We start from the raw sequence: 12697 nt of genomic DNA, 5'->3' as shown, positions 1-12697 counted from the left end.
TCAGCAGGAAGGTTCCTGCTGATGAGGCAAAGGCAGGCAGTAGTATATTGCTCAAAAAGCGATTCCGCAGCGCCTGATTGTGAAAACTTCTGCGATGAGATGGAGTAAAAGGTAAACCCCTTTATTAATTACGCCTTCCGGCCTCTGTTTGCAATACAAAACACAAGTGCTTTGGTGGCAGGAAGATAAAGAATTGCATGCATGCGCAGAATGGAACGTCTTATTGAAGAGGCCCTGGGGCTTACACCCTCCATCCAGCAAGACATTATCTCGTCGGTATTTGTACTTGTAGGGCTTTGGGTTATCAGCAGGTTGCTGTTGCGGGTGGCATCTAAGCGGCAAACCGACTCCCGGAAGCTGTACCAATGGAAAAAGACCACCAACTATATTGTAACCGGCCTGGGGATTATGGCTCTGGCCAACATCTGGTTCAATGGTTTTCAGTCTATCGCCACCTACCTGGGCCTGCTCTCTGCTGGCCTGGTGGTAGCCCTGCGCGACCCGATCATGAACATGTTTGGCTGGGTGTTCCTGATCTGGAAGCGCCCGTTTAAAGTGGGCGACAGGATTATGATAAACGGACATACCGGCGACGTGATCGATATCGCCTTTTTTCAGTTTACGCTAAACGAGCTCGGGCAATGGGTAGACTCGGAGCAGGCCACGGGGCGGGTGGTGCATATCCCTAACAGCCATGTTTTCACAAAATCGCAGATCAACTACAACCATGCCTTCCCCTTTCTGTGGCACGAGGTGCAGCTGCGGCTTACCTTTGAGAGCAACTGGCAAAAGGCAAAAGAACTGATGGAAACTATAGCGGCAATACATACCGTGCAGCTCAGCGAGGGGGCACAGGAAATAATCCGGAAGAATGCGCAGCATCACCTTATCTTCTACAAAGACTTTAAGCCCCGTGTTTTTTCCAAAGTACGCGAAAACGGCATACAGCTCACCGTGCGCTACCTCTGCAACCTCAATGGCCGCCGCGAGAGCGAAAATAAGATCTGGGAAGACATCCTGGTCCAGTTCATGGCCTCCTCCGACATCCGGTTCGCCTACCCTACCACCCGCTTTGTGCAGAGCGACGGGCAGGAGTAGCTATTTAATGTGCTAATGGGTTCATGTGCTAATTGTTCAATTTGAAAATCTGCAAATGAGAAAATTTGGAAATGAATGGCCAGAGCAGGCTCTAAACATTCTTAACTCTAAAAAAAGCCTGTACCTTATCTCCTTTTTTAAAGAGCAGCAGAGCCTCCGGAGTGGCAAATTCATTAGAATAATTTAATGGGTTCATGTGCTGATGTGCTAATTATTCAGTTTTGAAATTTGAAGATGGGAAGATTTGGAAATGAATGACCAGAACTGATCTTAAATTTGCAGCTCTTCCCTTATAACTCTTTACTTTTTACTTTTAAAGAAGTTCTTGTGTCCCGCATGGGTACCAGTCTTTCGCGTAGGGGCTCATCGGTTTCGGCGACACCATGCATCACGGCGGCTGGGCCTATGCCCGCCCCGCATGAGGAAATGGGCCGAAGAGCGGCAAAAAAAGAAATAAAAAAGCCTGAAGAATGATGCCAGGAGAAGAGTGGGAGCAGCTGCCCCTGCCCGATGCAGCCGTGTATTATGTGCCGGCTTTCTTCAGCAAAGAAGAGAGCGACGGTTATTTTGCTCAGCTGCAGCGGCAGGTAGACTGGCAGCAGGAGCACGTGCGCCTGTTTGGCAAAAAGATACCCATGCCGCGCCTCACCGCCTGGTACGGCGACAAAGACTATACTTATTCGGGACTCCAAAATAAACCCAGGCCCTGGTTGCCGCTCCTGCTGGAGTTAAAACAGGCTGTGGAACAGCGCACGGGCAACAGCTACAACAGCGTACTGCTAAACTTCTACCGCAGCGGCTCCGACAGCATGGGCTGGCACTCCGACGATGAGCCAACGCTGGGGCAGAACCCCAGCATCGCCTCACTCAGCTTTGGGGGCACGCGCCGCTTTGGGTTCAGGCACAAGACAAACAAGGCGCTAAAGAACCAGTACCTCACGCTGCAGCACGGCAGCCTCCTGCTCATGCAGGGGCCTACTCAACATTTCTGGCAACACAGCATCCCCAAAACAGCTGCCACCGTAGAACCACGCATCAACCTCACCTTCAGGCAGGTGCAGTAAAGGATTTGCCGGCAGCATTGTCATTGTCAGATTTAGCCCTTACTTTACAACCTGAAGAGGCTTTTCCTTTACTTTTATGCAGCCAGAAAGGCCTGCTTCTCTGGCTTAAATCGGAAAGAGAACCTTAAATAATTCAGGCACAAGAGGAGGCGGCAAGCATATCCGCGTCTTAAGTCCTGCTACTTGCGCCCATCACCATATGACCGAAAGAAAAAATATCGCCATTATAGGGGCCGGCCTGGTTGGCTCACTGCTTTCTTTGTACCTGGCGAAACGTGGCCATACCATAGACCTGTATGAGCGCCGCCCCGACCAGCGCAAGTTCGCAGAAGGTGGCGGGCGTTCTATTAACCTGGCCTTGAGCGACCGTGGCTGGCGTGCTTTGCGCGGCATTGGCATAGAAGAGGAGGTGCGCCGGGTGGCGGTGCCGATGCACGGCCGCATGATGCACGACGAGCAGGGCAAGCTGTCGTTTCTGCCATATGGCAAGGAGGGCCAGTTTATCTACTCCGTTTCGCGGGCAGGGCTTAATGTGGCGCTTATAAACCTGGCGGAGCAGCAGCAAAACATCAGCCTGCACTTTAACCGGCAACTCATCGATCTGGACGTGAGAAAGAACGAGCTGCACCTCCATAACAAAGCAAAAGAAGAAGTAGAGAAAATAAAGCCCGACATCTTGTTTGGGGCTGATGGCGCTTACTCGGCCGTGCGCGGCGAGATGCACAAGCGGGAGCTCTACGACTACTCCCAGAGCTACCTGGAGTACGGCTACAAAGAGCTCACCATTCCGCCTGCGGCAGACGGCGGCTGGCTGCTCGAGAAAAACGCGCTGCACATCTGGCCACGTGGCAACTACATGATGATTGCCCTGCCCAACATAGATGGCAGCTTTACCTGCACCCTCTTTTTCCCGCACAAGGGCGAGCTCTCATTTGAGTCGATCAAAAACCAGAACCACCTGTTTAAGTTCTTTCTGGATAACTTTGCAGATGCCGTGCCCCTGATGCCGGACCTGGCTCAGGAGTATTTCGCGAACCCGATCGGCTCGCTGGTAACAATCAAATGCTTCCCCTGGTCTTACGACGGCAGAGCCATGCTGATAGGAGATGCCGCACATGCCGTGGTGCCTTTTTACGGGCAGGGCATGAATGCAGGCTTCGAAGACATTACCGTGCTGGATCAGCTGCTCGACAACTTTGACGGGAACTGGCAGAAGCTGTTCGAGACATTTGAGCAAGAGCGCAAACCCGATGCCGACGCCATTGCCGACCTGGCGGTGCTCAACTTTATAGAGATGCGCGACAAGGTGGCTGACCCGCGCTTCCTGCTCCGCAAGAAGATAGAAGCAAACATAAACGAGCAGTACCCCGACAAATGGATCCCGCTCTACTCCATGGTTACGTTCTCTGACCTGCCTTACTCCTACGCTCTCGAAACCGGCCGCAAGCAGGACGAGATCATGGCGCTCGTAATGCCTCATGTTCAGGTGCCGGAAGATTACCAGAAGCCGGAGGTGCAGGAGCTATTGCAGAAGCTGCTCGTGGAAGAAGAACGCCTCAAGCCATTCAGAAAGTAAAAGGCTCCTGTTTCAAAAGCACCTTATAAGACTTGACTCTGTCAGCAGCAGGTGCAACAGCAGGCCTGGGCTACATGGGGGGCTTTTTTATTCAAATAATTAGCTTCTGGAGTAAGCTTTCTTCTTGCTGCGGGCACCAGTGCCCATCATGGCGCATGCCAGGATGCCTGACGGCCTCTTTTGCCTTTTCAGGTGGGCGTAAGGCAATTGTGCTTAAAAACCTGATCCGATAGACAAAGTAAAGCAGCCCGCACCTTTATATTTTACATTAAGCTGCGGATTGCCTCAAAATTTTTCGCCTTGTCCTGCTTTATCCCTTACCTCCAAAATCATAAAATCAACACCATCCCACAACAGCCTGAAAGTCATAATTCTTCTAAAAAACAATTGAATTAAAATTTATTAATATAGTTATAACTATATGTTATAAAATAAAAAAGTGCAATTACATAATAGGCAGCTAAAAGCTACAAAACAACTATTTTATCCAATTAATAGTATAGCAGATATGGTAATTCAGAAAGATGCGCCCGATTATATTCTATTATTATTTTTAAATCAAGAGAGTCTAATTTTATGAAATTACAACATAAACTTAAAGGAATGATTGTGGCCGCCTTCTCGCTTGGGCTTATTAGCCTATCTGATGCGGCCTTTGCGCAGCAGGTTCCACCACCACCTCCTCCAACTCCACCAACTGATCAGGCGCAGGCTAACCAGGTTTTTACAGAGATAGAGCTACAGCAGTTTATTGATGCCAGCGAAAGAATAATGGTGCTGCAGCAGGAGAACGAGAAAGCGATGATGACCATTTTAGAGGAAGAGAAGCTGGACGTGAACAAGTTCAACGAGATGGCCATGGCCTACCAGCAAGAGACAATGGACGAAGTGGAGGCAACTGAGGCTGAAAAAGCTGCTTTTACGAAAGTGGCAGAACGCATTATTGAGCTGCAGCCTACTGTACAGGCAGAAGTGCAACGCGCTATAGAGCAGGACGGCATGACCATGCAGAGGTTTGAGCACATCATGCTTGCTTACCAGGAGAACCCTACAGTGCAGGCTAAAATCCAGAGCATGCTGGCCGTAGCCGATGAGTAATACAACACTTTTCATAATTATATAATACGGCAGCGCCTCCCCCGGTTTCCGGGGGAGGCGCTGCCGTATTAGGTTACGTGCCTGGTTATTTTTTAGCGAACTCCACAATCTTAAAAGTCTTGGAGCGCCTGTCGTAGTAGCCGTAATGCAGTTTGTTGCCGTAGCGGTACACGGTCCGGAGTTCAGGTTCAGGCTTCAGTTCCTGTTCGTATTTCTCCAGCTTATCCTCCAGAATCACTAACTCTTCGTCAGACTCCACTTTGTTCAGGGTGTTGCTGTCGAGCACAGCCCTGAAGTAGGTGCTGGTGCCGGGGCCGGTCGGCATGGTGCCGCCTCGCCCGTAAGGGTCGTAAAAGTAGTTGCTGTAAAAAGGCGAATTCAGGTAATAGCTCGGGATGTTATAAGCCGGCGTCCAGCGGCCCGGCAGCATCATCAGCCCGCGCGAAGTCTGGATGTAGCGGTCTGACGTGCGCACCATGCGGCTCATGTCCTGGTTCCGGTTGCTGCCCGATGGCATCTGGTAAGAACCGATGGTGAGTTGCAGGGTACTGTCGGCATCCGAACTTACTGTAATGGCTGGCATGCCGCTGGCAAGGCTTTTCATCACCCTCGATGTTTTCTCGATCACTTTGTTGTCTTCTGAGAAAAGCCCTTTGGCTCCCTTCTGGTACACAGGCGTGGCCTTTATGGCGATTTCCTGCTCGGCGGTGTAGTTGTACTCTTTCAGTGGGGCCAGGCTGTTAAAGTCAAAGGCCGTCAGGTTGAGTTTGTCCTTCTCCATAATCACCCTGAAAATTTTGCCCTGATACAGAAACGAGTTAAAGGCTACGCTGCCTCTTTGCTCAATTGCCGGCAAGGTGCGGTAATCCGCCTTGCCCGACAGCCAGTCCAGCGTCAGGATTTCGGTGGTTGTTTTGGAGCCCTGGCCTTTCAGGTTATACCCGTCGAAGATCATATGCACCAGATCGCCCTCGGTGTATATCTTGCTGCGGTGGTGCCCTGAGTACACGGAGTTGTCCATGTCGGGGTGCACAAAGATCAGCTGCTTCTCCCGGTCCAGCCGGTCTCTTGATTTTGGCATAACGGCCTCAAAGGTTTTCTTCTCCAGCTTGCTCACATAGTCGCTGTTGCGGTGCACGATCAGGTTGCTTTTGTTGTCGGAGTAGAGCATGTAGAGGTGGTCGTTATCGGCAAAGCCGCCCAGAAAGGTCTCGTTGCGGCCCTTCACCACTTCCTGGTCCTGGATGCTGCGAAAACCGCCACTCTCGCGGTGGATGGCAAAAGGGCGCACGTATTCGCGGCGGCCATTCATGAAGCGGCTGTAAAAAATAAATTCATCCTCTGTTACCCGCGTGCCGAAAACATGTGGTTGCTGGCTGTAGCGATAGGGTATTTCGTGTGTGGCAAGCACCTCGCCGCTTGGCGAAAGCAAGTTAAAGTGCAGGGTGTTGTTCTGATAGAAGTAAATGCAAACGTTTCCTCTGTCATCGGCCAGCGTTACAAGGTCTTCGGCGCGGCGCAGCGGCAAATCAAGGTTTGCAAACTCTTTCTGGGCACTCGCCAGGGTGGCAAAAGTGGCCAGCAGGAGTATGGTTAAAAGGAATTTGCGCATAAGATTTATCTAAAGTAACTATAGCAGTGTAACGAGCAAAATTCCAGCCAAAGTATAACGTTTTTACAGGAAAAGGAATAGCCAGAGTTAATTTTAACTTGTTTTTAGCGAGGGCTTTAGAGTAGCTTGTTGTAATCTGCCTGTTTGCCGCCGTAAGCGCAGCAGCAAAAGGTAAAGCCAGGGTTCAGGTGCAATTTTTCTAATCATTTTGCCCCTCCAGCGACTCTGCTCCTGCTCCTGCTCTTTTAAAAGACACAAGACATAGGACACAAGACACAGGACTTATTTGTCTGAATCATTATATAAGCCCCTACCCCAAGGATTTTCGGGATGAAAGGATGTTCAGAATACTTGAATTCAGATGTTTCCTGAAACTTGTTGGTGCTGTAATTCTTCCATTAAAACCATCTCCAAATTTTCTCATCTCCAGATCTTTAAATTAAAAAATCAGCACCTTACTGCAGGTTGAGCCACTCCAGCGCGGTACCGTGTAGCAGCCGTTCTTTTACAGCAGCCTCGTAAGGCATCGACCCGATGAGCTTACCGGGCACTACTTCACCAAGCGGGAAAGGGTAATCGGAGCCGAGGGCGATGCTGTTGGCCCCAAGCGTTTGCACCAGATAATCGAGCGCCAGCGGGTCGTGCACCAGCGAGTCTACGTAGAAGCGGCCCAGATATGCTCTTGGGTTCACGTTGTTATCTACGGCGCAAAGGTCGGGGCGCACCTCGAAGCCATGCGCTATGCGGCCGATGGTAGCCGGGAACGAGCCGCCTCCGTGGGCAAAGGCGATCCGCAGCTTCGGCAGGCGCTCCAGCACACCGCCAAAAATCATGGAGCAGATGGCCATGGTGGTCTCGGCGGGCATGCCCACCAACCAGGGAAGCCAGTACTTGGTCATGCGCTTTTTGCCGAACATATCCCAGGGATGCACAAAAATGGCGGCCCCCTGCTCCTCCGCCGCCTGGAAGATGGGAAAAAGCTCCGGAGCGTCCAGGTTGTGTTCGTTTACGTGCGTTCCTATCTGGATACCGGCCATGCCCAGTTCCCGCATGCTTCGCTCCAGCTCCTTTATGGCCAGACCGGTGTCCTGCATGGGCAGGGTACTGAGGCCTACGAAGCGGTCGGGATAATCGGCCACCACGCCGGCAATGTGGTCGTTGAGCATGCGCGACAGGTCATGTGTATGCTCCGGCTTGGCCCAGTAGTTAAACATAACCGGCACCGTAGACAGCACCTGCACCCCCACCTTGTTGCCGTTGCACTCGTGCAGGCGCACGGCAGGGTCCCAGCTGTTGTCCTGTATCTCACGGAAGAACTTGCCATCCATCATCATGCGGGCGCAGCAGGGTTTGTGGTGCTCCAGCCGCACAAAACCTCCATAGCCATAGCGCTCCCGCAAATCCGGCCACGTTTTGGGCAAGATGTGCGTGTGGATATCGATCTTTAACAGATCGGTAGCAGGTGGTATGGAAGAAGTGGTCTTTTTTTCTGGCATGCTGCATCGGGCGAAGAGGCTGTCGGCATATCAATCTTATTTCATTTCACTAAACTTGCCACCTGTTCAGGTGTAGCCGTAACCGGCAGCTTTTCATGCGGCAAATTAGGAACCTGCAAATTTATACTGGAGCAAAACGCAAGTCAGAAACCTGCTTCCATGCAATACCACCAGTTACCGCTTTGCTCAAACTGGCGGCATGCCTGATTATTCCAATCAAAAGCCCTTCCAGCTGCATATTTTGCTGCTGCTTCCCCTGCTGCAGCTGCACAAAAACGCCCTACTCAGCAGGCTTGGCCGGAGGCGCCATTACCTCGCCGCAGTTCTGGCAGGTACGGCGTGCCTCGTTTTCCCAGAAGTTGTTCATGATCACCGGCAACTGCCCCACAATGTCGGTTACGTCGGCATACTCTTCGTAGAGCTTGGTGCCGCAGTTTTCGCAGAACCACAGGAAACCGTCTTTCTCGCCGGCCTTGCGGTAGCGTTCTATTACCAGGCCGATGGTGTTGGCCGGGCGGCGCGGGGAGTGTGGCACTTTAGGCGGAAGCAAAAAAATCTCTCCTTCTTTAATCGGGATGTCCACAGGCTTGCCGTCTTCAATGATCTTGAGCACGATGTCGCCTTCCAGCTGGTAGAAAAACTCTTCGCCTTCGTCGTAATGGTAATCTTTGCGGGCGTTGGGGCCGCCTACCACCATCACAATAAAGTCGTCGTTGCCCTTAAATACCTGCTGGTTGCCTACCGGCGGTTTCAGCAGGTGGCGGTGATCTTCTATCCACTGCTTAAAGTTGAAAGGTTTTGCTATAGCCATCGTTCTTATCAGTATTGTTGATAACCCAAGTTACGAAAAAGCGGCAGAAGTCGGCGACGCTATCTGTTTCCGGCATCAATTATTTGAATGAAAAAGGCCCTCCCGAGGCTTCTGCAGCTCCTGGAAGTGGTTTGCAGGGGAGGCTCCTCAGGTGGTCGCAGGAGCCCCCGAAATGCTTTGGGGCAGGTGCGCACGCTGCGAGGCCTTTCTGCCTGACCCTGGATCATAAAACACAAAGGATTTACCCCCAGGCACAAAACTTTTAAAACATCTGCTTATATTTAAACTAGCAACTGATAAAGAAAGAGGTGCGTGATAAAGCAAATCTTTGACCCGATTCACTCACCCACTCCATCAAAATTCAAAATTTAGACTATGAACCTAGACCTGAAAAATAAACAAGCTGTTATCTGCGGCAGCACGCAGGGCATTGGCAAGGCCGTGGCGGTGGAGCTGGCGCTGCTGGGAGCCAATGTTACGCTGTTAGCCCGTAGCGAGGAGAAGCTGAAAGAGGCGGTGCAGGAACTGGCGCAAGCCGGGGAGCAGCAGCACGACTACCTGGTGGCCGATTTTGCCAACCCTGAAGAGGTAAAGCAGCAGATAGAGGCTTATGTGCGGCAGCGGGAGGCGGTGCACATTCTGGTGAACAATACTGGCGGACCTCCGGGAGGCCCCATTGTAGAAGCCAAGCCGGAAGAATTTCTGACAGCCTTTAACATGCACCTGATCAACAACCACCAGCTGGTGCAGGCGTTGCTGCCGCTCATGAAAAAAGCGGGTTATGGCCGCATCATCAATATTGTGAGCACTTCCATAAAAGAACCTATTCCTGGCCTGGGCGTGTCGAACACCACGCGTGGCGCAGTAGCCAGCTGGGCCAAGACTATGGCTAACGAGCTGGGGCAATTTGGGATTACCGTGAATAATGTGCTCCCCGGCTCCACCAAAACCGGCCGCATTTACGCCCTTGTGGAAAGCCGTGCTGAAAAGGCCGGGCGCAGCAAGGAAGAGGTGCAGCAGGAGATGGAAAACGCCATACCAGCCCGAAGGTTTGCCGAACCCGAAGAGGTTGCCGCTGCCGCTGCCTTTCTGGCCACACCTGCCGCCGCCTACATTAACGGGGTGAGCCTGGCTGTGGACGGAGGCAGAACAGGAGCTTTGTAGATGCCAGATACTGGATTTCAGATTTCAATACGTAACATCTAGGCACTTTCAAATTTATTCAACAGTAGAAGTCCTCCTGCGAAAGAGCTCAAACAGCAGGAATTGATAGAATGACTAAGAGGTTTTGAACAACAAGAAGGCCCAACATCTAGCACCTGAAATCTTATAAAAACTTGCTCAAGCTGAAGAACTATATAAACGGGGAGCTGGTGGCACCAGTGGCGGGGCAGTATAGCAGCAGCTATAACCCGGCGTTGGGTGCCCTGCACGCGCTGCTGCCCGACTCCGACGAGCAGGACGTGGAACTGGCGGTACAGGCGGCCCAGGCTGCTTTTCCGGCCTGGGCCGCTATGCCGGCTGAGAAACGGGGCCAGCTGCTGCTCCGGCTGGCCGACCTGATTGACCGAGACCTCGACCGCCTGGCTGAGGCCGAAGCAACAGACACGGGCAAGCCTCTTTCTTTAGCCAAAACCATGGACATACCGCGCGCCAGCAGCAACATGCGGTTCTTTGGCACCGCTATTCAGCATTTTTCCTCGGAAGCGCATATGATGGAGGGCGCTGCTATCAACTACACGGTGCGGCACCCGCATGGGGTGGCGGGCTGTATATCGCCCTGGAACCTGCCACTCTACCTCTTCACCTGGAAAATAGCACCTGCCCTGGCTGCCGGTAATTGCGTGGTGGCCAAACCCTCTGAAGTGACGCCCCTGACGGCTTACCTCCTCTCGGAACTGTGTCAGGAGGCGGGGCTGCCACCGGGAGTACTCAACATTGTACACGGCTACGGGCATAAAGTAGGTGCTGCCATGACGGCACATCCTAATATCCCGGTTATCTCATTTACGGGCGGCACTAAAACCGGGCGCAGCATTGCCGCTACGGCTGCTCCCATGTTCAAGAAATTATCGCTGGAACTGGGCGGCAAAAACCCGAACATCATTTTTGCCGATTGCAACTTCGAGGAGGCGGTGGCTACCTCTGTGCGGGCTGCTTTTGCCAACCAGGGCCAGATCTGCCTTTGCGGCTCCCGCATTTTTGTGGAGCGCCCGCTGTATGAAAAGTTTAAAGCTGCCTTTGTAGAAAAAGTAAAGTTGTTGGTGGTGGGCGACCCACTGCAGGAAAACACGACTCAGGGAGCCATTGTGTCGGAGGAGCATCTACAGAAGGTACTTTCTTACATAGAACTGGCGAAAGCAGAAGGCGGCACTATTCTAACTGGCGGGCAGCAGGTGCAGGTAGAAGGCCGCTGCGAAAAAGGCTGGTTTGTGGCACCCACGGTTATAGAAGGCCTCCCTCACAACTGCCGCACCAACACTGAGGAAATTTTCGGGCCGGTGGTTACGCTGCTGCCTTTCGATACCGAAGAAGAAGCTATAGCCTTCGCTAACTGCACTGACTATGGCCTCTCCGCCACCATCTGGACACAAAACCTGACGCGTGCCCACCGGGTGGCGCACCAGGTGCAGGCTGGCATTGTGTGGGTAAACACCTGGCTCCTCCGCGACCTGCGCACGCCGTTTGGCGGCATGAAAAACTCAGGCCTAGGTCGCGAAGGAGGTTTTGAGGCCCTCCGGTTCTTTACAGAGCCGCAGAATATTTGTATTAAACTATAACGATGGGGCCAGTGCCTGGTATATACAGTGTTTGAGAGGACGTATAGGCCGCTGCTGTTTACCGCCATTACTATAGCTGCTTTCTTTTCTACAGACAGTAGCTTTGGTGCAGTCGAGCTGTTTATAATACTGCTATTGCTTCATTTGTTCGCCTTTAACCCCGGATCTGTCTCCTGACAGACGCTTCCTTGCAGGAACCAGACCAATGGCTGACTCACCCGAAGTGCGCTGTCATCAGGGGACAGCGCACGGAAACTTAATGCTCATAAACCACATGATAGTGGCACTACGCCCATTTTATGGCTGTTCTTTGGACTGTACCTGCTCTACCGAAATGAAAAACCTAAAAGCGGTATGAATATCGGTTCACAGCTGTTGTAAAAGTTGTGCCCTGATATTCATACCGCTAAATTTTGACGCTTATCTTCTACCCTGAGGCTAACCTACCCCCTCGACAGCACCTCGTCTATAAGGCCATATTCCTTTGCTTCTTCGGCACGCATCCAGTAGTCACGGTCGGAGTCTTTATTTACCTGGTCGTAGGGTTTGCCGCTATGCAAGGAGATAATGTCGTAAAGCTCCTTTTTCATTTTCAGAATTTCGCGGGCTGTTATTTCGATATCGGTTGCCTGCCCCTGCACCCCCCCTAATGGCTGGTGAATCATGACACGGGCGTGCTTCAGCGCGGAGCGCTTTCCGGCTGCACCACCACAAAGCAGTATTGCTCCCATAGAAGCAGCCAGGCCGGTGCAGATAGTCGCCACATCGGGGGCTACGTATTGCATGGTGTCGTAAATGCCGAGGCCAGCGTACACAGAACCACCCGGGCTGTTGATATACAGCAGCACATCTTTTTTAGCATCTGTAGACTCCAGAAACAGCAGTTGTGCCGTGATGATGTTGGCGATGTTTTCTTCTACCTGCGTGCCCAGGAAAATAATACGGTCCATCATCAGGCGCGAAAAAACGTCGATCTCCCTGAAATTTGTGGGGCGCTCTTCGATTACGGAGCGGGTCATGCCCTCTATGCGATGCATGCCTGACGCATTTTCGACCTGGCGCACGTACCTGTCTACATTAGAGCCGCTGATGCCCCGCCCTTGCACTGCAAATTTGCGGAACTCCTCTTTATTATATGCTGAATTATTCATAGTCTATGTTT

General features: G+C 52.0%; 10 protein-coding genes. 6 read left to right on the top strand and 4 right to left on the bottom strand.

Annotation, left to right across the window (positions count from 1 at the left end; translation table 11 throughout):
* Nucleotides 1-201: 201 nt before the first annotated feature.
* The 4 genes from FJM74_RS12160 (at nucleotide 202) to FJM74_RS12145 (ending at nucleotide 4836) form a co-directional block, all read left to right on the top strand.
* Nucleotides 202-1098, top strand: a complete 897-nt coding sequence (locus FJM74_RS12160) for a mechanosensitive ion channel family protein (protein ID WP_187262877.1) — start codon at nucleotides 202-204, stop codon at nucleotides 1096-1098.
* A 470-nt stretch (nucleotides 1099-1568) separates the two neighbouring features.
* On the top strand, nucleotides 1569-2162 hold the full coding sequence (locus FJM74_RS12155) for an alpha-ketoglutarate-dependent dioxygenase AlkB family protein (RefSeq protein WP_187262876.1): 594 nt from the start codon (nucleotides 1569-1571) through the stop codon (nucleotides 2160-2162).
* 199 nt (nucleotides 2163-2361) lie between these two features.
* Nucleotides 2362-3738, top strand: coding sequence for an FAD-dependent oxidoreductase (locus FJM74_RS12150; RefSeq protein WP_187262875.1), 1377 nt, complete (start codon nucleotides 2362-2364; stop codon nucleotides 3736-3738).
* 576 nt (nucleotides 3739-4314) lie between these two features.
* Entirely contained in the window at nucleotides 4315-4836 is a 522-nt protein-coding gene (locus FJM74_RS12145; RefSeq protein WP_187262874.1) for a DUF4168 domain-containing protein, read from the top strand.
* A gap of 85 nt (nucleotides 4837-4921) precedes the next feature.
* Here the strand turns inward: FJM74_RS12145 and FJM74_RS12140 are convergent, their stop codons facing one another.
* The 3 genes from FJM74_RS12140 to FJM74_RS12130 all read right to left on the bottom strand — a co-directional run bounded on the left by FJM74_RS12140 (nucleotide 4922) and on the right by FJM74_RS12130 (nucleotide 8755).
* Nucleotides 4922-6448 (bottom strand): hypothetical protein, encoded by a 1527-nt coding sequence (locus tag FJM74_RS12140; RefSeq protein WP_187262873.1) that lies wholly within the window; start codon nucleotides 6446-6448, stop codon nucleotides 4922-4924.
* A gap of 455 nt (nucleotides 6449-6903) precedes the next feature.
* Nucleotides 6904-7944: an amidohydrolase family protein gene (locus tag FJM74_RS12135; protein ID WP_187262872.1), complete on the bottom strand. Its 1041-nt coding sequence runs from the start codon at nucleotides 7942-7944 to the stop codon at nucleotides 6904-6906.
* 280 nt (nucleotides 7945-8224) lie between these two features.
* Nucleotides 8225-8755 carry a 3-hydroxyanthranilate 3,4-dioxygenase gene (locus tag FJM74_RS12130; protein ID WP_187262871.1) on the bottom strand — a complete coding sequence of 177 codons (531 nt, stop codon included), beginning with the start codon at nucleotides 8753-8755 and terminating at the stop codon, nucleotides 8225-8227.
* A 375-nt stretch (nucleotides 8756-9130) separates the two neighbouring features.
* On the opposite strand from FJM74_RS12130, the gene FJM74_RS12125 reads away from it, so the two are divergent.
* Nucleotides 9131-9919 (top strand): SDR family oxidoreductase, encoded by a 789-nt coding sequence (locus FJM74_RS12125; protein ID WP_187262870.1) that lies wholly within the window; start codon nucleotides 9131-9133, stop codon nucleotides 9917-9919.
* Nucleotides 9920-10092: 173 nt separating this feature from the next.
* Nucleotides 10093-11535, top strand: a complete 1443-nt coding sequence (locus tag FJM74_RS12120; RefSeq protein WP_187262869.1) for an aldehyde dehydrogenase — start codon at nucleotides 10093-10095, stop codon at nucleotides 11533-11535.
* Between the two features lie 443 nt (nucleotides 11536-11978).
* Here FJM74_RS12120 and FJM74_RS12115 read toward each other — a convergent pair whose 3' ends face one another.
* Complete coding sequence (locus FJM74_RS12115; protein WP_187262868.1) at nucleotides 11979-12686, bottom strand: ClpP family protease; 708 nt, start codon at nucleotides 12684-12686, stop codon at nucleotides 11979-11981.
* Nucleotides 12687-12697 lie beyond the last annotated feature (11 nt).

Origin of the sequence: Pontibacter beigongshangensis, from assembly GCF_014332515.1 — a bacterium.
Classification (GTDB): domain Bacteria; phylum Bacteroidota; class Bacteroidia; order Cytophagales; family Hymenobacteraceae; genus Pontibacter; species Pontibacter beigongshangensis.
Note: the sequence above shows the minus strand (reverse complement) of the source record. Positions and strands in the feature narration are given on the sequence as shown.

Excerpts from the sequence above, each read along its gene's own strand:
- FJM74_RS12160 (WP_187262877.1), top strand. The coding sequence starts at position 202 with ATGCGCAGAATGGAACGTCTTATTGAAGAGGCCCTGGGGCTTACACCC.
- FJM74_RS12155 (WP_187262876.1), top strand. The coding sequence starts at position 1,569 with ATGATGCCAGGAGAAGAGTGGGAGCAGCTGCCCCTGCCCGATGCAGCC.
- FJM74_RS12150 (WP_187262875.1), top strand. The coding sequence starts at position 2,362 with ATGACCGAAAGAAAAAATATCGCCATTATAGGGGCCGGCCTGGTTGGC.
- FJM74_RS12145 (WP_187262874.1), top strand. The coding sequence starts at position 4,315 with ATGAAATTACAACATAAACTTAAAGGAATGATTGTGGCCGCCTTCTCG.
- FJM74_RS12140 (WP_187262873.1), bottom strand. The coding sequence starts at position 6,448 with ATGCGCAAATTCCTTTTAACCATACTCCTGCTGGCCACTTTTGCCACC.
- FJM74_RS12135 (WP_187262872.1), bottom strand. The coding sequence starts at position 7,944 with ATGCCAGAAAAAAAGACCACTTCTTCCATACCACCTGCTACCGATCTG.
- FJM74_RS12130 (WP_187262871.1), bottom strand. The coding sequence starts at position 8,755 with ATGGCTATAGCAAAACCTTTCAACTTTAAGCAGTGGATAGAAGATCAC.
- FJM74_RS12125 (WP_187262870.1), top strand. The coding sequence starts at position 9,131 with ATGAACCTAGACCTGAAAAATAAACAAGCTGTTATCTGCGGCAGCACG.
- FJM74_RS12115 (WP_187262868.1), bottom strand. The coding sequence starts at position 12,686 with ATGAATAATTCAGCATATAATAAAGAGGAGTTCCGCAAATTTGCAGTG.